The organism is Pseudomonas sp. SF2, from assembly GCF_036858055.1.
In the GTDB taxonomy this organism is placed as follows: domain Bacteria; phylum Pseudomonadota; class Gammaproteobacteria; order Pseudomonadales; family Pseudomonadaceae; genus Aquipseudomonas.
In genome coordinates, this window is sequence record NZ_JAMBDI010000014.1 from 119,351 (window position 1) to 139,178 (window position 19,828).

Annotated in this window: 16 protein-coding genes; 8 read left to right on the forward strand and 8 right to left on the reverse strand. The window is 62.2% G+C overall.

All coding sequences use genetic code 11. From position 1 onward, the window contains the following. Positions 1-10 precede the first annotated feature (10 nt). From aceF to M2S36_RS10050, 4 genes are all read left to right on the forward strand, one after another. A complete protein-coding gene (aceF, locus tag M2S36_RS10035) occupies positions 11-1,648 on the forward strand; it encodes a dihydrolipoyllysine-residue acetyltransferase (RefSeq protein ID WP_284382512.1) in 1,638 nt (545 codons plus the stop codon). A 304-nt stretch (positions 1,649-1,952) separates the two neighbouring features. Beyond that, positions 1,953-4,643: a putative bifunctional diguanylate cyclase/phosphodiesterase gene (locus tag M2S36_RS10040; RefSeq protein ID WP_207833924.1), complete on the forward strand. Its 2,691-nt coding sequence runs from the start codon at positions 1,953-1,955 to the stop codon at positions 4,641-4,643. 165 nt (positions 4,644-4,808) lie between these two features. Further along, entirely contained in the window at positions 4,809-5,477 is a 669-nt protein-coding gene (gene msrA, locus M2S36_RS10045) for a peptide-methionine (S)-S-oxide reductase MsrA (protein ID WP_207833916.1), read from the forward strand. A gap of 3 nt (positions 5,478-5,480) precedes the next feature. After that, the gene (locus tag M2S36_RS10050; protein ID WP_063914526.1) at positions 5,481-6,104 is read left to right on the forward strand and encodes a glutathione S-transferase; all 624 of its coding nucleotides are present in this window, start codon (positions 5,481-5,483) and stop codon (positions 6,102-6,104) included. Between the two features lie 114 nt (positions 6,105-6,218). On the opposite strand, the gene rloA2 is transcribed toward M2S36_RS10050, so the two are convergent. Next, the gene (gene rloA2, locus M2S36_RS10055) at positions 6,219-6,719 is read right to left on the reverse strand and encodes a retropepsin-like aspartic peptidase RloA2 (protein ID WP_003257529.1); all 501 of its coding nucleotides are present in this window, start codon (positions 6,717-6,719) and stop codon (positions 6,219-6,221) included. Between the two features lie 182 nt (positions 6,720-6,901). On the opposite strand from rloA2, the gene M2S36_RS10060 reads away from it, so the two are divergent. The 3 genes from M2S36_RS10060 (at position 6,902) to M2S36_RS10070 (ending at position 10,178) form a co-directional block, all read left to right on the forward strand. Beyond that, the gene (locus tag M2S36_RS10060) at positions 6,902-7,789 is read left to right on the forward strand and encodes an acyltransferase (protein ID WP_207833907.1); all 888 of its coding nucleotides are present in this window, start codon (positions 6,902-6,904) and stop codon (positions 7,787-7,789) included. A 245-nt stretch (positions 7,790-8,034) separates the two neighbouring features. Further along, positions 8,035-9,384, forward strand: coding sequence for an APC family permease (locus M2S36_RS10065; RefSeq protein ID WP_333957112.1), 1,350 nt, complete (start codon positions 8,035-8,037; stop codon positions 9,382-9,384). A 38-nt stretch (positions 9,385-9,422) separates the two neighbouring features. Beyond that, positions 9,423-10,178 (forward strand): RHS repeat-associated core domain-containing protein, encoded by a 756-nt coding sequence (locus tag M2S36_RS10070; protein ID WP_233694678.1) that lies wholly within the window; start codon positions 9,423-9,425, stop codon positions 10,176-10,178. A 23-nt stretch (positions 10,179-10,201) separates the two neighbouring features. On the opposite strand, the gene M2S36_RS10075 is transcribed toward M2S36_RS10070, so the two are convergent. Beyond that, positions 10,202-10,777 (reverse strand): DUF2780 domain-containing protein, encoded by a 576-nt coding sequence (locus M2S36_RS10075; RefSeq protein ID WP_233694677.1) that lies wholly within the window; start codon positions 10,775-10,777, stop codon positions 10,202-10,204. A gap of 228 nt (positions 10,778-11,005) precedes the next feature. On the opposite strand from M2S36_RS10075, the gene M2S36_RS10080 reads away from it, so the two are divergent. Then, entirely contained in the window at positions 11,006-11,998 is a 993-nt protein-coding gene (locus M2S36_RS10080) for an RHS repeat-associated core domain-containing protein (RefSeq protein WP_333957113.1), read from the forward strand. A gap of 57 nt (positions 11,999-12,055) precedes the next feature. On the opposite strand, the gene fdhA is transcribed toward M2S36_RS10080, so the two are convergent. From fdhA to M2S36_RS10110, 6 genes are all read right to left on the reverse strand, one after another. Beyond that, positions 12,056-13,255, reverse strand: a complete 1,200-nt coding sequence (gene fdhA / locus M2S36_RS10085; RefSeq protein ID WP_039613198.1) for a formaldehyde dehydrogenase, glutathione-independent — start codon at positions 13,253-13,255, stop codon at positions 12,056-12,058. A gap of 269 nt (positions 13,256-13,524) precedes the next feature. Further along, positions 13,525-14,382: a formyltetrahydrofolate deformylase gene (gene purU, locus M2S36_RS10090; RefSeq protein WP_207837974.1), complete on the reverse strand. Its 858-nt coding sequence runs from the start codon at positions 14,380-14,382 to the stop codon at positions 13,525-13,527. 11 nt (positions 14,383-14,393) lie between these two features. Continuing rightward, the gene (locus M2S36_RS10095) at positions 14,394-15,026 is read right to left on the reverse strand and encodes a sarcosine oxidase subunit gamma (protein WP_015268660.1); all 633 of its coding nucleotides are present in this window, start codon (positions 15,024-15,026) and stop codon (positions 14,394-14,396) included. Between the two features lie 182 nt (positions 15,027-15,208). After that, positions 15,209-18,226: a sarcosine oxidase subunit alpha gene (locus tag M2S36_RS10100; RefSeq protein WP_063914519.1), complete on the reverse strand. Its 3,018-nt coding sequence runs from the start codon at positions 18,224-18,226 to the stop codon at positions 15,209-15,211. After that, positions 18,223-18,558, reverse strand: coding sequence for a sarcosine oxidase subunit delta (locus tag M2S36_RS10105; RefSeq protein WP_039613194.1), 336 nt, complete (start codon positions 18,556-18,558; stop codon positions 18,223-18,225). The genes M2S36_RS10100 and M2S36_RS10105 overlap by 4 nt, the downstream gene beginning before the upstream one ends. A 14-nt stretch (positions 18,559-18,572) precedes the next feature. Beyond that, entirely contained in the window at positions 18,573-19,823 is a 1,251-nt protein-coding gene (locus tag M2S36_RS10110; RefSeq protein ID WP_063914518.1) for a sarcosine oxidase subunit beta family protein, read from the reverse strand. Positions 19,824-19,828: the final 5 nt, after the last annotated feature.

A 19,828-nucleotide genomic window follows, 5' to 3' on the forward strand; every position in this document is an offset into this window, starting at 1 on the left:
GTATTTTTAAGTGAGCGAACTCATTCGCGTACCTGACATCGGCAGCGGTGAAGGTGAAATCATCGAGCTGTTCGTCAAGGTCGGTGATCGTATCGAGGCTGACCAGAGCCTGCTGACCCTGGAGTCCGACAAGGCCTCCATGGAGATCCCGGCCCCGAAAGCCGGCGTCATCAAGGAACTGAAGGTCAAGCTGGGCGACCGCCTGAAAGAAGGCGACGAGCTGCTGGTTCTGGAAGCCGAGGGCGCCGCTGCTGCGGCCCCTGAGGCCCCGGCTGCCGCTCCGGCTCCAGCTGCTGCACCAGCGCCTGCCGCCGAAGCTGCCCCTGCGCCGGCAGCAGCGCCGGCTGCCGCCAGCGTGCAGGACATCCACGTACCGGACATCGGTTCGTCGGGCAAGGCCAAGATCATCGAAGTGCTGGTCAAGGTCGGCGACACCGTCGAAGCCGACCAGTCGCTGATTACCCTGGAGTCCGACAAGGCCTCCATGGAAATCCCGTCGCCGGCTGCCGGCGTGGTCGAAGAAGTCCTGTGCAAGCTGGAAGACGAAGTCGGCACTGGCGACCTGATCTTCAAGCTGAAAGTTGCAGGCGCTGCGCCGGCTGCCGCTCCGGCACCTGCCGCTGCTGCTGCCCCGGCCAAGGCTGAGGCTGCTCCGGCCGCCGCACCTGCCGCTGCAGCCCCGGCTGCTGCTCCTGCACCGGTTGCCACCGCACCGGCTGCCGGCAGCAATGCCAAGGTTCACGCCGGCCCGGCGGTTCGTCAGCTGGCTCGTGAATTCGGTGTCGACCTGGGCGCGGTTGCCGCGACCGGTCCGCACGGCCGCATCCTCAAAGAAGACGTGCAGGTCTACGTCAAGGCGATGATGCAGAAGGCCAAGGAAGCTCCGGCAGCCGCCGGTGCAACCGGTGGCGCCGGCATCCCGCCGATCCCTGCCGTGGACTTCAGCAAGTTCGGCGAAGTGGAAGAAGTGGCCCTGACCCGCCTGATGCAGGTCGGTGCTGCCAACCTGCACCGCAGCTGGCTGAACGTGCCGCACGTCACCCAGTTCGACTCCGCCGACATCACCGAGCTGGAAGCCTTCCGCGTTGCGCAGAAGGCCGTGGCCGAGAAGGCTGGCGTCAAGCTGACCGTGCTGCCACTGCTGCTCAAGGCCTGCGCCTTCCTGCTCAAGGAACTGCCGGACTTCAACAGCTCGCTGGCGCCAAGCGGCAAGGCCATCATCCGCAAGAAGTACGTGCACATCGGCTTCGCCGTGGACACTCCGGACGGCCTGCTGGTCCCTGTGATCAAGAACGTCGACCAGAAGAGCCTGCTGCAACTGGCTGCCGAAGCGGCTGCGCTGGCCGAAAAAGCCCGCACCAAGAAGCTGTCGGCCGACGAGATGCAAGGCGCCTGCTTCACCATCTCCAGCCTCGGCCACATTGGCGGCACCGGCTTCACGCCGATCGTCAACGCGCCGGAAGTGGCTATCCTGGGCGTCTCCAAGGCGACCATGCAGCCGGTCTGGGATGGCAAGGCCTTCCAGCCGAAGCTGATGCTGCCGCTGTCGCTGTCCTACGATCACCGTGTGATCAACGGCGCTGCCGCCGCACGCTTCACCAAGCGCCTGGGCGACGTGCTGGGCGATATCCGCACCATGCTGCTGTAAGGCAGCACACTGCCCCTCACCGCGAGGGGCAGTACCCTTTCGAGCTGCCACGCTCGTACCTCAACCCCGTCGATTGGCGGGGCTTTTTTTTACCTGCCGATAGAGGTTTGGCGCCTGTGAAATCGAGCGCCGCGCGGGCGGCGCTCGACCGCCCAGACGCCAAAAATCTCAAGGCGATCCAAGATTTGCCGATAACCCGTCCACAGCATCACGCATGGCTGCTTGCCAGCCCCCGGGACATGATGCAACCTTGCCAGATCCGCCGCCGCCCCAAAGCAGCGTCACCTCTTCAAGCGAGTCTTCGATGAAAAGCCAACCCGATGCCACCAGCCGTGTGGTGGCCGAGGTCGTCACGCAGTTACCCGTGCCCTCGCGGCTCGGCATGCTGCGTTTCGAAAGGCTCAACGAAGCCACCTGGTCCATGCTCTACCTCGACCCGGCCTGCGAGCGCCAGTTCGGCCTGCACGCCAGCGACCTGTGCGCCCTGGTAGACGCGCCCTATGCCAGCCTGATGGAGCCCGAGGCCCGCTACCGGCTGCACGACGAGATCCAGTTGCAACTGGCCCAGCGCGGCTACTACCGCGTGCGCTACACCCTGCACACGCCAGCTGCATCGCTACGCCTGCTGGAAGCTGGTGAAGCCTACAAGCAGCACAACCGCCACCTGTTACGCGGCTACCTGAGCGTGTTCGACGAGCAGCCCGAGGATACCGGCGAGGCCGGTGCCAGCGACCTGGAGTCGCGCAACAACCGCCTGCAACTGGCACTGCAACTGAACCAGCGCGCGCAGCAGGAACAATTCGAGCATCTGGAACGGGTACGCGGCCAGCAGGACCTGATCCTGCGCCTGGCCCGTCAGCGCTACAGCGCCGGTAACTCGCTGCGGGAAGCCGCCCAGCTGATTACCCGCAGCGCCTGCGAGATCTACAAGGTCGATATTGCCAGCATCTGGCACCTGGAAGACCAGCGCCTGGAGCCGATCACCGCCTGGTACCGGGAAGCGCAGGAGTACCGCCAGCCCAAAGCCATCGATGCCAGCCGCTTCCCCGACTACCTCGACGCGCTGCACGCCAGCCGCGCCATCGACGCTCACAATGCCGGCCACGACCCGCGCACCCGCGCCCTGGCACAAAGCCTGTACCCGGAAAACAAGGCGATGCTGGATGCCAGTATTCGCGTCGATGGTCAGGTAGTCGGCGTGCTGTGCCTGGAGCAGACCGGCCAGACACGGGCCTGGCAATCGGACGAAATCGCCTTTGCCGGCGAGCTGGCCGACCAGTTCGCCCAGGTCATCACCAACCACAACCGGCGCACCGCCGCCAGCGCCCTGCACCTGTTCCAGCGTGCCGTCGAGCAGAGCGCCAACGCCTTCCTGCTGGTCAACCGCGACGGCGTGGTGGAGTACGTCAACCCCAGCTTTACCGCCATCACCCAGTACAGCACCGAGGAAGTGCAAGGCCGCCACCTGGGCGAGCTGCCGGCGCTGGAAAACCTGAGCGAGCTGCTGTTCGACTCGCCGTCGAGCCTGGCCATGGGCAACAGCTGGCAGGGCGAGTTCAAGAGCCGGCGCAAGAACCTCGAGCCCTACTGGGGCCAGTTGTCGATTTCCAAGGTCTACGGCGACAACCGTGAGCTGACCCACTATATCGGCATCTACGAAGACGTCACCCAGACCAAGCTGGCCCAGCAGCGCATCGAGCGCCTGGCCTACACCGACAACCTGACCAACCTGGGCAACCGCCCGGCGTTCATCCGCAGCCTGGACGAGCGCTTTGCCCGCGATGGTGAGAACTCGATGTGCCTGCTGCTGGTGGACATCGACAACTTCAAGCGCATCAACGACAGCCTCGGCCACCAGACCGGCGACAAGCTGCTGATCAGCCTGGCCCGGCGCCTGCGCAACAGCTTGCACACCGGCGGTATCCTGGCGCGCTTTGCCAGTAACGAGTTCGCCGTGCTGCTCGACGACACCAGCCTGGAAGATGGCCAGGGCGTCGCCCAGCAATTGCTGCGCACCCTCGACAAGCCGATGTTCGTCGATAACCAGCTGATCAACGTCACCGCCTCGGTGGGCCTGGCCTGCGCGCCACTGCACGGTGCCGACCCGGCCAGCCTGATGAAGAACGCCGGCCTCGCGCTGCACAAGGCCAAGGCCAACGGCAAGCACCAGGTGCAGGTGTTTACCGAAGTGCTCAATGCCGAAGCCAGCTACAAGCTGTTCGTCGAGAACAACCTGCGTCGTGCCCTGACCCAGAACGAGCTGGAGGTGTTCTACCAGCCCAAGCTGTGCCTGCGCAGCGGCCGCCTGCTGGGGCTGGAAGCACTGCTGCGCTGGAACCACCCCGAGCGCGGCATGATCCGCCCGGACCAGTTCATCAGCGTGGCGGAAGAGACCGGCCTGATCATCCCCATCGGCAAATGGGTGGTACGCCAGTCGTGCCGCATGAGCCAGCAGCTGCGCGAGGCCGGCATGGGCAACCTGCATGTGGCCATCAACCTGTCGCCCAAGCAGTTCTCCGACCCGGACCTGGTGGCGTCGATCAGCACCATTCTCAAGGAAGAAGCCCTGCCCCCGCACCTGCTGGAGCTGGAACTGACTGAAGGCCTGCTGCTGGAGGCCACCGAAGATACCCACCGCCAGCTGGATGAGCTGAAGGACTTGGGCCTGACCCTGGCCATGGACGACTTCGGCACCGGTTATTCGTCGCTGAGCTACCTGAAGAAGTTTCCGATCGACATCCTCAAGATCGACCGCAGCTTCATCAATGAAATCCCGGACAACCAGGACGACATGGAAATCACCTCGGCGGTGGTGGCCATGGCCCACAACCTCAAGCTGAAAGTGGTGGCCGAGGGTATCGAGACGCCGGAGCAACTGGCGTTCCTGCGCCGGCACCGCTGTGACGTGGGCCAGGGCTACCTGTTCGACCGGCCGATCCCGGGGCGGGAGCTGGCCGAACGACTGAAGCGCTACCCGCGTGGTCCTGTGGCCTGACAGCCGCATAAACCTCGGGCACTATAGCGCTCATACGGGCCCCTTCGCGGGTAAACCCGCTCCCACAGGTACACCACAATATTCGAAATCTGTGCAGGACCTGTGGGAGCGGGTTTACCCGCGAATGCCCCAGCCCCCATCTCAAAGATCTACAGAGGAACGGCCATGGTCCTGCGTTCGGAAATCCTGGTGAACAAAAACGTCATGCCTACCGCGGAACAGGCCCTGCCTGGCCGCGAAACGCCAATGAGCCTGCCCGAGTTCCATTATGTCTTCAAAGACACGCCACTGCTCGGGCCCTTCTTCGAGGGCGCCATCGACTTCGCCATCTTCGGCCTGGGTTGCTTCTGGGGTGCCGAACGCCGCTTCTGGCAGCGTGAAGGCGTGGTCAGCACGGTGGTCGGCTACGCCGGCGGCTTCACCCCCCACCCCACCTACGAGGAAGTCTGCTCGGGCCTGACCGGCCATACCGAAGTGGTGCTGGTGGTATTCGACAAGGACAAGGTCAGCTACCGCGAGCTGCTGGCGATGTTCTGGGAACTGCACAACCCGACCCAGGGCATGCGCCAGGGCAACGACATCGGCACCCAGTACCGCTCGGCCATCTACTGCACCAGCCCTGAACAGCTGGAACAGGCCAAGGCCAGCCGCGACGCGTTCCAGGCTGAGCTGACCAAGGCCGGCTTCGGCGAGATCACCACCGAGATCGACCAGGCACCGACCGTATACTTCGCCGAGGCCTACCACCAGCAGTACCTGGCCAAGAACCCGGACGGCTACTGCGGCATCGGCGGTACCGGCGTGTGCCTGCCACCAAGCCTGCAGGGTAACTGACGCATGAGCACGATGACCCTGTTCCACTCGCCATTTTCACCATTCGTGCGCAAGGTGATGGTGGTGTTGCACGAGACCGGCCAGCTTGAGCGTGTGCAGCTGCAGCCGGTGAACATCAGCCCGATCAGCGGCGACCCGCAACTGAACCAGGACAACCCGATCGGCAAGATCCCGGCCCTGCGCCTGGCAGACGGCACGATACTGCACGACAGCCGGGTGATCTGCGAATACCTCGACCTGCAGCACGTCGGCCTGCCGCTGCTGCCGCGCGAAGGCTCGGCGCGCTGGCGGCGCATGACGCTGGTGTCGCAGGCTGATGCGATCATGGATGCGGCGGTGTTGTCGCGCTATGAAAGCTTCCTGCGGCCCGAGGAGAAACGCTGGGATGGCTGGTTGCAGGCGCAGGGCGACAAGATTCGCCGTAGCCTGGCCAACCTGGAGCAGGAGCATTTGCCCGAGTTGATGTCCGGGTTCGACCTGGCGGCGATTGGCGTGGCCTGCGCGCTGGGGTACCTGGATTTGCGCCAGCCGGAGTTCGGCTGGCGTGAGCGCCAGCCTGGGTTGGCGGCGTGGTATGCCGAGGTGGTCAAGCGGCCATCGATGGTCGCTACCTCTCCAGTAGCCTGAAAGGCCGCCATCGCCGGCAAGCCAGCTCCCACAGATACGGCGCACAGCTTTAGACTTGCGCGATACCTGTGGGAGCGGGCTTGCCCGCGAAAGGGCCAGTAAAGCCAGCCGAAATCAGCAGTCAGGCTTGCCAGCGGTAAACTTCTTGGCCGGGTTGACCGCCGCCTTGAACTCGCGCAGCGCTTTGGAGCCCACCAGCAGCGGGTAGTTGAAGCTGCTGCGGTCCACCAGGTTGACCTCCACGGTGCGCTTCACGTCCCCCAGACACAGCTCCAGGTCGACCACCGGGCGTTTGGAGATTTCCGGTGCATCGCCTTCCTCCTCTTCATCGGCACGGCCCTTGATCTTGCTGATGCGCGAGACCTTGTGCTCGTAAACCTTGCCGTCCGAGTCCTTGGTCGCCAGGCGGAAGCGTACCCACTCGTCGCCATCGCGGGTGAACAGCTCGATGTCCTTGGCCGACAGCGACGCGGTGAAGGCACCGGTGTCCATCTTGGCTTTCAGGGTTTCGCCCAGTTCGGGCAGGGCAATGTTCTCGTAACGGCCGTAGATAGTGGGTTCGGCGGCCATGACCGGCAGCGCCAGCAACGACAACAGGGCAAGCAGAGGTTTCACAGGCAGGCTTCCTTGAGAAAGGTCAGTGCTTAGACTGCACTGGCAGGATAGGTTCGCTGTCACAAGCCTAACCAACATAATGTGAAACATTTGTCCCTGCCGAAGGGCATTGGAAATTTGGCGTAGGCCACGGCCCTGCTTATCATTGCCAACCGTTTATCTCCCACAACAAGAGTCTCTTTATGCGTCGCCTGCTGACCGGCATCCTCACAACTACCCTGCTGCTGCTCAACACCCTGGTGTTGATCTGCCCGCTGCTGGTCTTCGCCCTGCTCAAACTGGTGCTGCCGGGGCGTGGGCGTGACTATGCCTCGTGGGCGGTGATGTGGGTGGCCGAGACCTGGTCGGAGATCGACAAAGCCATCTTTGCCTTGTGCATCCCTACCCAGTGGGATATCCGCGGCGTCGAGAACCTGCGCAAGGACACTTCGTACCTGGCCGTCAGCAACCACCAGACCTGGGTCGATATTCCGGCACTCATCGAGAGCCTCAACCGCCGTACACCGTTCTTCAAGTTCTTCCTGAAGAAGGAGCTGATCTGGGTGCCGCTGCTGGGCCTGGCCTGGTGGGGGCTGGATTACCCGTTCATGAAGCGCTACAGCAAGGCCTTCCTGGAGAAGCACCCGGAGCTGAAGGGCAAGGACCTGGAAATCACCAAGGCGGCTTGTGAACTGTTCAAGCGTCAGCCGGTGACTGTGGTGAACTACCTGGAAGGCACGCGGTTTACCGAAGCCAAGCGTCAGCAGCAGCAGTCGCCGTATCGCTACCTGCTCAAGCCCAAGGCTGGTGGCGTGGCGTTCGTGCTGGCGGCTTTGGGGGAGCAGCTGGATGCCTTGCTGGACGTCACCATCGTGTACCCCGGCAACAAGGCACCGGGGTTCTGGGACTTGCTCAATGGCACCATCAACCGGGTGATTATCGACATTCGCGTACGGGAGCTTGACCCGGTGCTGTGGTCGGGGGATTACGAGAATGATCCCGAGTTCCGCCAGACCGTGCAGGCCTGGGTGAACCAGTTGTGGGTGGAGAAGGACCAGCGGATCGAGCAGCTGCGGGTGGAGATGGGCTGAGATCTTTACTGCCTGTACTGGCCTCTTCGCGGGTAAACCCGCTCCCACAGGTACTGCGCAGCACTCAATACCTGTGGGTCCCCTGTGGGAGCGGGTTTACCCGCGAAGAGGCCGGAACAGGCACTGCAAGAATCCGATTAGAACCCAGGCTAATAATCAGCATAAGGATTACTTTTTTGTCATCCCCCACCTAAGTGGATAAAAATCGACCAAAGCACAACTACAAAAATGCTCTGGATCGAACGATGGCCAACCCACCCAGCTCCACCCCCGCCCAGCTCCGCCGTGTCCTCGGGCTGCCTGCCCTGGTGTTCTTCGGCCTGGTGTACATGGTCCCGCTGACCATCTTCACCACTTACGGCATCGTCACCGAACTCACCGGTGGCCGCACTGCCGGCGCCTATATCGTGACGCTGGTGGCCATGCTGTTCACCGCCACCTCCTACAGCTTCATGGTCAAGCGCTTCCCGGTCGCGGGCTCGGCGTACTCCTACACCAACATGGCCTTCGGCCCGAACATCGGCTTCCTGGCCGGTTGGTCGCTGCTGCTGGATTACCTGTTCCTGCCAATGATCAACTACCTGCTGATCGGCCTGTTCCTCAACATTGCCTTTCCGGCCATCCCCGCGTGGTCGATCGCGCTGGCCTCGATTGCCCTGGTCACGGTGCTCAACGTGGTCGGCATTCACTCGGTGGCCAAGACCAGCAACCTGATCGTTGGCGCGCAGATCATCTTCATCGTGGTGTTCGTCGCCCTGTCCTGCCAGTCTCTGGCTGGCCAGCCGCTCGACCTGCTGTCGCCGCTGCTGGGCGACGGTTCGCAGCCGGGCTTTGGCGCCCTGATGGCAGGGGCTGCAGTGCTGTGCCTGTCGTTCCTCGGCTTCGATGCTGTCTCGACCTTGGCTGAAGAATGCCGCGATGCCCGCCGCGATGTGCCACGCGCCATCATCCTCACCACCCTGTTCGCCGGCTTGCTGTTCACCGTGCTGGCCTACGTCAGCCAGCTGGTGCTGCCGGGCACCACCTTTGCCAATGCCGACGCGGCGGCCAACGAAGTGATGTTCAAGGCGGGCGGGCAGTTCCTGGCCAACTTCTTCACAGCTGCGTATGTCGCTGGCAGCCTGGGCTCGGCGCTGGCCTCCCAGGCGGCGGTGTCGCGTATTCTGTTTACCATGGGGCGCGACAAGGTGCTGCCGCAGCGCACTTTCGGCTACCTGTCACCGCGTTTTGGCACGCCGGTGTTCGCCATTTTGCTGGTTTCGGCGTTCTCGTTACTGGCACTGGTAATCGACCTGGCGACCCTTGCCTCACTGATCAGCTTTGGTGCGCTGGTGGCGTTTTCGGCGGTGAACCTGGCGGTGGTGAAGACCCATCTGCTGGACGATGCCTCGCAGCGCAGCCTCAAAGGGCTGTTGAGCTATGGCCTGGTGCCGCTGGTAGGGTTGGCGCTGACCTTGTGGCTGTGGACCAGCCTGTCGGCGCTGACGTTGGTGATTGGGCTCTGCTGGTTTGCGTTTGGCCTGGCATACCTGGCCGTGCTGACCGCCGGCTTCCGCCGACCGGTGCGGCTCGTGGACTTCACCGAAGCCGCCTGAAGCCAGCGGTGTGTGCTGATAATTCTGCCAGTTGTGCCATGCCTCGCGAAAACGAAGACTTACACAGCACATCTTTTTGCGAGGCTCTACAATTGGAAACCGCCGCCCTTGCCTACAGCCCTTACGGGTTCAACGGCAGACAAGCATCTGGAGTCAGCACGATTGGCTTCAATGGCGAACTGTTGGAAAAGCATTCTGGAACCTATCCACTAGGCAATGGCTATCGCCCGTACAGCCCAGCAATCATGCGATTCTTGGCACCTGACAGCTGGAGCCCGCTCGGCAAGGGGGGGCTGAATGCCTATTGCTATTGCGCAGCCGACCCCGTAAACAACGTAGACCCAGACGGGCATGTAACCGTAACTCCCCCACGCCGCCCCGTCATAACACGGATGCCCAATGGTTCTCTTCCTCCTCGACAAACGGCCCAGCATCTCAATCGCGCCCTCAACTCGCAGCGCTTGCAGATCGAAAACAATCCGCACAACAACCCATTAACTCCAACACCGCACAATCAGCAGCCTCGGGTCAATAGGAATCCTCTGGCAAACGGTGGTCGGATGCCGTTTGAAGACCGGAGAAATCCAAGCGTAGCATTGCGTGAAGTTGTGACGCTGGCCAATGACCTACTGGAGTCAAGGCTCAACCTTGCACGTACTCCAGATATTTTGGCACGCCTGAATGATCCGCAAATGCGTGAAGATTATCTTGCTGATATCAGTCGAATTCGTAACGAAGTAACACCTCAGCAAGATAGATTGAACACGGCGATGGTCCGCTGGTTTCACTCCTGACCAATCCCATATTTCTAACTCCGTCAAACCGACGGAGCATTTGTCGGCGCCGGGTTAGTCCATAGGCTACCCAAATTCTGCAACAACGCCCCGGCAATCCCCTGCTGCCCCAGGTATTGCAGCAGCAACGGCGCAAACTGCCCGATCATCCCGGTATCCATCCCCAGCGCCTTGAACGCATTGTCCAGGTCGCTGCGGTTTTCCACATTGCTGCCCAGCGCATTGTTCAAGGCCGACTGGCTCCCGCTGTTCTTGCCCAGCAACTCACCCAGGCCACTCAAGCCACCCAGTGCATTGGCCCCCGCAAGCAGGTCCAGCCCCGGCACCGCCTTGGTCAATTGCCCATAGTCATCGCTGCTCAGGTTATTGCGCGCCAGCCCCAACATCGCCCCTGCCCCGCCAATGGCCTGTTCGGGGGTGATATTCAATTGGCTGCCCAAGGTGTTGAGCAAATTGGCCTGCGCCTCGGGCGCCTGCACCTGGCCTTGCTGTTGCTGGTTCTGCATGGCAGACACGGCGTTGGCGGCGTCGCTGAGGTTGAAGGCGAACACCGGGCTTGCGGCCAGGGTCATCAGGGTTGCCAGGGTGAATGCTTTCATCGGGAGGGACCTCGTCGGCCGGGTTGGCCTTTGGGAAACGAGGGTTTTGACACTTGTTTTCAGCGGTTGTTCCGGGCCGGATATCAGGTGTTCAGCCAAAGCTCAGGAAGCCTGCCTTGACGCAATGACCTAGCATTTTTGTCAGTAGCGGCGCGGATCAAGCCAACAGATACTCGGTAATGTCAGCGTGTCCAGCACACAATTTTCTCGAGAATCGGAAAATGCGCCATGAGTAGCGAAAAGCATTTCTATCAGAATCAAAAAATTACCACTGTAAAAACTGGCAAACGGAACTGCTCGATTTTCCGAGGTATTCAGATTGCGCTTGCTGAGAGACAATCGGACTCCGCAGAATATTGCAATTTGCTGACTGTGGACATTAAAGGATCCGTGACCGCCGTAAAGGGCATCTCGTCCCCAGAGCTACATAGCTACTCCCCTTATGGGAATGCAGCCACTATACCTTCGTCCAGATCGCTATTGGGCTTCAATGGCGAGCGCGCAGAGCGAACGGGATTATATCTTCTTGGCAGCTACAGGGCCTACTCGGCAATACTTATGCGCTTTCTTTCCCCCGATATACTTTCTCCTTTCGACAAGGGCTGGATCAACCCATATGCCTACTGTGCAGGGGACCCAATTAACTATACTGACCCTACCGGTCACATGATGCGAAAGAACCGCACACCGGCCCAAAATGTTTCTCACTACGAAAGAAAGCTTGGAAAGCTAAACGATAGAGCACAGGGAAAAACCAACTACATACAGAATCTTGAAGCACTCCAACACAAGGCTCCAGAATACATAAAAAATCGACACACAGTATATAAAGCGACTGGCCACAAGGCGTTCCGCACTTACTTAGATGATATGGCAGATGACATTCATAAAGCAAAGTCCGAACTTTCACTAATCGGCGAAAAGGCGGAGAGAACAACAGAAAAGCTTAAATCTGCGCTAGAATTATTGGCTGCCGAAAAGGCATCACTAGCCCCCACAGCGCCCCGAGGCAGCATTATTTCCAACTATGATCCGAGCGCACCTCGGGCTAGCATCATTTCCAACTATGATCCAAGTGCACCACGAGCCAGTATCATTTCAAACTATGATCCAAGTGCACCACGAGCCAGCATCATTTCCAACCATGCCCCAAGTGCATCTAGCCTTTCATCATTAATGGAAGGTGTGCGCAGGCACCAGAGTGCCAACCCAAACAACTGACACGGACTACCATGCAAAAGCCCCTCGATACGAGGGGCTCTTGTCAAACGTCGGTTGTTATGCCGCCCCCCACATCTTGTGCGGGTCGATCACAAACTTCTTCGGCACACCCGCATCAAACTCGCCATACCCTTCCGGCGCCTGATCCAGGTTGATCACCTGCACTCCCACCACTTCGGCAATGTTGATCCGATCCCACATGATCGCCTGCATCAGTTGGCGGTTGTACTTCATGGTCGGGGTCTGGCCGGTGTGGAAGCTGTGCGACTTGGCCCAGCCCAGGCCGAAGCGGATGCTCAGCGCGCCGATCTTGGCGGCAGCATCCACCGCGCCCGGGTCTTCGGTCACGTACAGGCCCGGGATACCGATGTTGCCGGCAACGCGGGTAACCTGCATCAGAGAGTTCAGCACGGTGGCCGGCGCTTCATGCTTGGCCCCTTCGTGGCCATGGCCGCGGGCCTCGAAGCCTACGGCGTCGATGGCGCAATCCACTTCCGGCTCGCCGAGGATGTCGACGATCTGCTCATGCAGCGGGGTGTCCTTGGACAGGTCGACCACTTCGAAGCCCTGGGACTTGGCGTGGGCCAGGCGGGCCTGGTTGAGGTCGCCAACGATCACGCAGGCAGCGCCCAGCAGGCGCGCCGAAGCAGCGGCGGCCAGGCCAACCGGGCCGGCACCGGCGACGTAGACGGTGCTGCCCGGGCCGACACCGGCAGTCACGGCACCGTGGTAGCCGGTCGGCAGGATGTCGGACAGGCAGGTCAGGTCACGGATCTTCTCCATGGCCTTGTCGCGCTCAGGCAGTTTCAGCAGGTTGAAGTCGGCGTACGGCACCAGCACGTATTCGGCCTGGCCACCGGTCCAGTCGCCCATGTCGACGTAGCCGTAGGCACCGCCGGCGCGGGCCGGGTTGACGGTGAGGCAGACACCGGTGTGCATCTCTTTGCAGGAGCGGCAACGGCCACAAGCGACGTTGAAGGGTACCGAGACCAGGTCGCCGATCTGCATGCGCTCGACATCGCGGCCTTTTTCGACGATTTCACCGGTGATTTCGTGGCCCAGGACCAGGCCGACCTGGGCAGTGGTGCGGCCGCGGACCATGTGCTGGTCGGAGCCGCAGATGTTGGTGGAGACCACCTTCAGGATCACGCCGTGCTCGATCTTCTTGCCGCGTGGGTCCTGCATTTTCGGGTAGTCGATCTTCTGCACCTCGACCTTGCCGGCGCCGAGATATACCACTCCACGATTGCCAGACATGCTCTTACCTCGCTTGATTTATATTTATGCAGCGGTGGTTGAACGCGCCGCCATCCGTGGGCGGCATGTGTTTCTGGAATGAGGGGAATTGTGGGCCTGATGGGGCGGGATGCACTGACTGGGAGCGACAGGGAGATGCCTTTTAGCGGCAAGGGAAAAATGGTGGGGCCATTCGCGGGCACGCCCGCTCCCACAGGTATTGCGTAACCTTCAGGACGGTCACTTTACCTGTGGGAGCGGGCGCGCCCGCGAAGAGGCCGGAACAGGCGCTAGAGAACGACCGTCCGGTTGGCGTTGAGGAACACCCGCCGCTCGATGTGATACCCCACCGCTCGCGCCAAGGTCAGGCATTCGATGTCCCTCCCTTTGGCAATCAGATCTTCGGGGTAATGGCTGTGGTCCACCACCTCGACACCCTGGGCAATGATCGGCCCTTCGTCGAGGTCGTTGTTGATGTAGTGCGCCGTGGCACCGACCATCTTCACGCCCTTGTTGTACGCCTGGTGGTACGGCTTGGCGCCCTTGAACCCTGGTAGCAACGAGTGGTGAATGTTGATCGCCCAGCCATCCAGGCGCCGGCACAACTCGGGCGACAGCACCTGCATATAACGCGCAAGAATCACCAGCTCGGCGCCGGTTTCCTCGATCACCTGCAGTACCTTGCGCTCTTGCCCAGCCTTGTCCTTGGGGTCGAGGGCGAAGTGGTAGTAAGGGATCTTGTGCCAGTGCGCCAGGGGCTCCAGATCAGGGTGGTTGGACACCACCGCGACCACGTCCATGGCCAACTGACCGATGCGCTGGCGATACAGCAGGTCGTTCAGGCAGTGGTCGGCCTTGGACACCATGATCACCACCTTGGGCCGGTGATTCGGTGCAGTCAGCTCGAAAGCCATGCCGAACGCATCGCTGCGCTCGGCGAGGCCGGCACGGAAGCCTGCCTCGTCGAAATCGTCCGGCTGGCGGAACTCCACGCGAATGAAGAAGCGCCCCGACAGCCGGTCATCGAAGGAGTGGTGCTCCGTCACGTAGCAGCGCTGCTCGAAGAGGTAACGCGTCACCACGTCGACGGTGCCGAGCATGCTCGGGCAGTCGGCGGTGAGAATCCAGGTATCCGGTGCCCGACTCATGTTCGCTCTCCTTAAGCCTCGATGCTCAGGCCGTACTCGGCCGAAGCGTCCTGCAGCCACAGCCACCAGTAGTCGGCGAAGCTGCGGCGAATCACCAGCTCCCAGGTGTCTTCGGCGGTACGGCGGATCACCAGTTGCGACTTGGCGAACACGGTGCCGACAGCCTTGCCCACCGGGAAGTTGTTCGGGTGAACATCATAGCTGGTGGACTTCATCAGCACTTCGCGCACGTTCGGGCCGCGCAGCTCCAGCAGGCTCTGCCCGCCGCTGACATTGACCACCTGGATGTGCTGGCCTTCGAGGGCCGCGCGCAGCTTCTGCTCGACGGCAAACTCCTGGCCCCCCGGGACGATCAGCAGCCACTCGTCCGGCCCCATCCATTGCAGCGACATTTCGTTGTTGGCGACCACGGTCAGGGCCACTGGCAGCTCCAGGCCCAGGGCCTTGTGCACGCCGGCGGCAAATTCCGGGTCGTGGCCGTCACCACGGAGGGTCAGGTGGCCGAGGAACTTGCGTTCACGCAGGGTCACGCCTGCGTTCTTGCGGCCTTTGCCAACCAGGCTGGCCAGGTCGGCGTGGTGCAGTGGCGACTGGGCCTTGGCCTCGGCGCCGGGGTTTTGCTGGAAGACGTTGATAGCGCTCATTTCTTACCTGCCTTGAATTCTGTTGATCGCGAAGACCTGAGGTAGAACCTGTAGTCACAGACTGAGGAGACCCAGTGTGGGAGCGGGTTTACCCGCGAAGAGGGCGGTGAATTCACCATCGCATTCGCGGGTGAACCCGCTCCCACAGAGGTCGCATTCCAATCAGAGCTACCGGTGAAGCCTCAAACGTTCTGCCGCTCACCCTTCGGATCGAAGAACACCGAAGACACGATCTCCGCCTCGATCACGCTGCCATCCGCCTGTGGCGAGTACACGCGCTCGCCCATGCGCTTGAGGCCGCCTTTGACCACACCCATCGCGAACGAGTAGCCCAGGGAGTTGGACGCGTAGCTGGAGGTGACGTGGCCAACCATGTCCATCGGGATCGGCTGTTTCGGGTCGAACACCAGCTGGGCGCCTTCCGGCAGCCACTTGGTCGGGTCGACCGGCTTCAGGCCCACCAGCTGCTTGCGGTTTTCGCGCACGCAGTCTTCGCGGTTCATGCCACGCAGGCCGATCCACGAATACGGCTTGTTGCGGCCCACGCACCAGCTCATGTTCAGGTCATCCGGGGTCATCGAGCCGTCAGTGTCCTGGCCAACGATGATGAAGCCCTTCTCGGCACGCAGTACGTGCATGGTCTCGGTGCCGTACGGGGTCAGGTTGTACTTCTTGCCTGCCTCGATGATCTGTTCCAGCACGCCCATGGCGTAGTTGGCCTGTACGTTGACTTCGTACGACAGCTCGCCGGTGAACGAGATTCGGAACACCCGGGCCGGTACGCCGCCGACGTTGCCTTCTTTCCAGGTCATGAACGGGAAGGCTTCCTTGTCCATGTCGATGTCGGTCAGCTCGCTGAGCAGCTTGCGGCTGTTCGGGCCGGACAGGGTCATGGTGGCCCAGTGGTCGGTGACCGAGGTGAAGTACACCTTCAGTTCCGGCCATTCGGTCTGGTGGTACAGCTCCATCCACTGCAGCACGCGGGCGGCGCCACCAGTGGTGGTGGTCATGATGAAGTGGTTGTCGCCGACGCAGGCGGTTACGCCGTCGTCGAAGACCATGCCGTCTTCCTTGCACATCAGGCCATAGCGGGCCTTGCCCACGTCGAGCTTGGTCCAGGCGTTGGTGTAGATGCGGTTGAGGAACTCACGCGCGTCCGGGCCCTGGATGTCGATCTTGCCCAGGGTCGAGGCGTCCAGCAGGCCCACGCTGTCGCGCACGGCCTTGCATTCACGGGCCACGGCGGCGTGGATGTCTTCACCGGCTTTCGGGAAGTACCATGGGCGCTTCCACTGGCCGACATCTTCGAACTCGGCGCCGTTCTTCACGTGCCAGGCATGCAGGGCGGTGAAGCGTACGGGCTCGAACAGGTGACCACAGTGACGGCCCGCTACCGCGCCGAAGGTAACCGGCGTGTAGTTGGGACGGAACATGGTGGTGCCCATTTCCGGGATGGTGATGCCGATCGAACGGGCGGCAATGGCCAGGCCGTTGATGTTGCCCAGTTTGCCCTGGTCGGTACCGAAGCCCAGCGCGGTGTAGCGTTTCACGTGCTCGACCGACTCAAAGCCTTCGCGGGTGGCCAGTTCGATGGCGGCTGCGGTGACGTCGTTCTGCTGGTCAACGAACTGCTTGGGTGCACGGGCAGTGCCTTTGTCGTGCGGCACCTGGAACAGCGCCACAGTGGCCTCTTCCTTGCGTGCAACGGTTTTCGGCAGGCTGCCAACGGTGGCCTTGAAGCCTGCTTCGGTGGCTGCGCGAACGCCGCCCTCGAAGCCATCGGCGATCACGTCGCCCAGGGCGTAGACGCCGTTGATGCCACCCACGCATTCGCGTTTCTGCGGAGCATCGCCCGGCACGAAGCCGAGGATGTCTTCACGCCATACCGGGCGACCGCCCAGGTGCGAAGCCAGGTGCACGATCGGGCTGTAACCGCCGGAGGTGGCGATCAGGTCGCACTCGAGGGTTTCGCCAGGGCTGGTGACCTTGTGTGCCTGCACGTCGATGGCGGCCACACGGGCGCCGGTAACATGCTTGCTGCCCTTGGCCTCGATCACGGCGCTGGAGGTGAGGATGCGGATGCCTTTGGCACGCGCTTCTTCAACCAGCGAGCCACGCGGGTTGTGACGGGCGTCGGCGATGGCGACCACTTGCAGGCCGGCGTCGTGCCAGTCCAGCGCGGCGCGGTAGGCGTGGTCGTTGTTGGTCGACAGCACCAGCTTGCGGCCCGGGGCCACGCCGTAACGGCGTACGTAGGTGGACACGGCACCAGCCAGCATGTTGCCCGGCACGTCGTTGTTGCCATACACCAGCGGGCGCTCGTGAGCGCCGGCAGCCAGCACTACGCGCTTGGCACGCACGCGGTGCACGCGGTGGCGAACCTGGCCGATCGGGGCGCGGTCGCCGAGGTGGTCGGTGAGGCGCTCGTGGATGGTCAGGAAGTTATGGTCGTGGTAGCCGTTGACCGTGGCACGTGGCAGCAGGGTCACTTCCGGCAGGCTTTCCAGCTCCTTGACCACGGCGTTGACCCAATCGGTAGCAGGCTTGCCGTCGAGGGTTTCGCGGGTGTCGAGCAGGCTGCCGCCGAACTCTTCCTGCTCGTCAGCCAGGATCACGCGGGCACCGCTGCGGGCAGCGGCCAGTGCGGCGGCCAGGCCCGCAGGGCCGGCGCCGACGATCAGCACGTCGCAGTGCTGGTTCATGTAGTCGTAGCTGTCCGGGTCGTTCTGCAGCGGCGCGCGGCCAAGGCCGGCGGCTTTGCGGATGTACTTCTCGTAAGTCATCCAGAACGATTTCGGGTACATGAAGGTTTTGTAGTAGAAGCCCGGCGGCATCATGCTGCCGCCCACCTTGCCAAGGATGCCCATGACGTCGTTGTTGACGTTCGGCCAGCCGTTGGTGCTGGTGGCTACCAGACCTGCGTACAGCGCCTGCTGGGTGGCACGCACGTTGGGGATCTGGGTGGCTTCGCTGGAGCCGATCTGCAGGATGGCGTTCGGCTCTTCGGTACCGGCGGCGATGATGCCGCGTGGACGCGAATACTTGAAGCTGCGGCCGACGATGTCGACGCCGTTGGCCAGCAACGCGGCGGCCAGGCTGTCACCGGCATAACCCTGGTAGGTCTTGCCGTTGAAGCTGAAGTTCAGGACCTTGCTGCGGTCGATACGGCCGCCGCTGGCGAGGCGATAGGTCTGGCTCATACTTTTTCCCCTTGGCCTTTGACGGTCGACGCAGCGCTGCTTTGCTTGCCGCTGGCGGTCACTTGCGGCTTCTCGCCAATCTTGTAGGTTTCCAGAATTTCGTAGGTCACGGTGTCACGGGTGACGTTGAAGTACTGGCGGCAGCCGGCAACGTGGTCCCACAGTTCGTGGTGAATACCGCGTGGGTTGTCACGGTAGAACATGTAGGTACCCCACTCCTCGTCGGAGCAGGCGTTAGGGTCCAGCGGGCGGGCGATGTGCGCCTGGCCAGAGGCGTGGAACTCTTCTTCGGAGCGCAGCTCGCCGCAGTGGGGACAGAAAATATGCAACATGACGGTGTCTCCGGTTAGTGGGCGACGGCGGCAGCGCCGTGTTCGTCGATCAGTGCGCCGCTGTAGAAACGGTCCATGGAGAACGGCGCGGCCAGTGGGTGCATTTCGCCCTTGGCCAGGCTCGCGGCGAAGACGTTGCCCGAACCCGGGGTCGCCTTGAAGCCGCCAGTACCCCAACCGCAGTTGAAGAACATGTTCTTGACCGGGGTCTTGGTGATGATCGGGCAGGCGTCCGGCGAGGTATCGACGATACCGCCCCACTGACGGTTCATGCGCACGCGCGAGAGGTTGGGGAACATCTCGACGATGGCCTGCAGGGTGTGCTCGATCACCGGGTACGAACCGCGCTGGCCGTAGCCAACCCAGCCGTCGATACCGGCACCGATAACCAGGTCGCCCTTGTCGGACTGGCTGATGTAGCCGTGTACGGCGTTGGACATGATCACGCTGTCGATGATCGGCTTGATCGGTTCGGATACCAGTGCTTGCAGCGGGTGCGACTCCAGCGGCAGGCGGAAGCCGGCCAGCCTGGCCATGTGCCCGGAGTTACCGGCAGTGACCACGCCGACGCGCTTGGCGCCGATGAAGCCTTTGTTGGTTTCCACGCCGATGACCGCGCCGTTTTCCTTGCGGAAACCGATCACTTCGGTCTGCTGGATCAGGTCCACGCCCAAGGCGTCAGCGGCACGGGCGAAGCCCCAGGCCACGGCGTCGTGACGGGCCACGCCGCCACGGCGCTGCACGGTGGCACCGAGGATCGGGTAGCGGGTGTTCTTCGAGCAGTCCAGGTACGGGATCTCGGCCGCGACCTGGGCAGTATTGAGCAGCTCGCCATCCACGCCGTTCAGGCGGTTGGCGCTGACGCGGCGCTCGGAGTCACGCATGTCCTGCAGGGTGTGGCACAGGTTGTACACGCCGCGCTGGGAGAACATCACGTTGTAGTTGAGGTCCTGGGATAGGCCCTCCCACAGCTTCATGGCGTGCTCGTACAGGTGCGCCGACTCATCCCACAGGTAGTTGGAACGCACGATGGTGGTGTTACGGGCGGTGTTGCCGCCGCCCAGGTAGCCCTTCTCGATCACGGCAACGTTGGTGATGCCGTGTTCTTTGGCCAGGTAGTAGGCCGTGGCCAGGCCATGGCCGCCACCGCCGACGATAACCACGTCGTAGACCTTTTTAGGGGTTGGCGTGCGCCACATGCGCTGCCAGTTCTCGTGGTGGCTGAGGGAGTGCTTGAAAAGGCCGAAGCCCGAGTAACGTTGCATGGTGT

Coding starts and splice junctions, on each gene's coding strand:
- M2S36_RS10040 (WP_207833924.1), top strand. CDS start 1,953: ATGAAAAGCCAACCCGATGCCACCAGCCGTGTGGTGGCCGAGGTCGTC.
- msrA (WP_207833916.1), top strand. CDS start 4,809: ATGGTCCTGCGTTCGGAAATCCTGGTGAACAAAAACGTCATGCCTACC.
- M2S36_RS10050 (WP_063914526.1), top strand. CDS start 5,481: ATGAGCACGATGACCCTGTTCCACTCGCCATTTTCACCATTCGTGCGC.
- M2S36_RS10060 (WP_207833907.1), top strand. CDS start 6,902: ATGCGTCGCCTGCTGACCGGCATCCTCACAACTACCCTGCTGCTGCTC.
- M2S36_RS10065 (WP_333957112.1), top strand. CDS start 8,035: ATGGCCAACCCACCCAGCTCCACCCCCGCCCAGCTCCGCCGTGTCCTC.
- M2S36_RS10070 (WP_233694678.1), top strand. CDS start 9,423: ATGCCTCGCGAAAACGAAGACTTACACAGCACATCTTTTTGCGAGGCT.
- M2S36_RS10075 (WP_233694677.1), bottom strand. CDS start 10,777: ATGAAAGCATTCACCCTGGCAACCCTGATGACCCTGGCCGCAAGCCCG.
- M2S36_RS10080 (WP_333957113.1), top strand. CDS start 11,006: ATGAGTAGCGAAAAGCATTTCTATCAGAATCAAAAAATTACCACTGTA.
- fdhA (WP_039613198.1), bottom strand. CDS start 13,255: ATGTCTGGCAATCGTGGAGTGGTATATCTCGGCGCCGGCAAGGTCGAG.
- purU (WP_207837974.1), bottom strand. CDS start 14,382: ATGAGTCGGGCACCGGATACCTGGATTCTCACCGCCGACTGCCCGAGC.
- M2S36_RS10095 (WP_015268660.1), bottom strand. CDS start 15,026: ATGAGCGCTATCAACGTCTTCCAGCAAAACCCCGGCGCCGAGGCCAAG.
- M2S36_RS10100 (WP_063914519.1), bottom strand. CDS start 18,226: ATGAGCCAGACCTATCGCCTCGCCAGCGGCGGCCGTATCGACCGCAGC.
- M2S36_RS10105 (WP_039613194.1), bottom strand. CDS start 18,558: ATGTTGCATATTTTCTGTCCCCACTGCGGCGAGCTGCGCTCCGAAGAA.
- M2S36_RS10110 (WP_063914518.1), bottom strand. CDS start 19,823: ATGCAACGTTACTCGGGCTTCGGCCTTTTCAAGCACTCCCTCAGCCAC.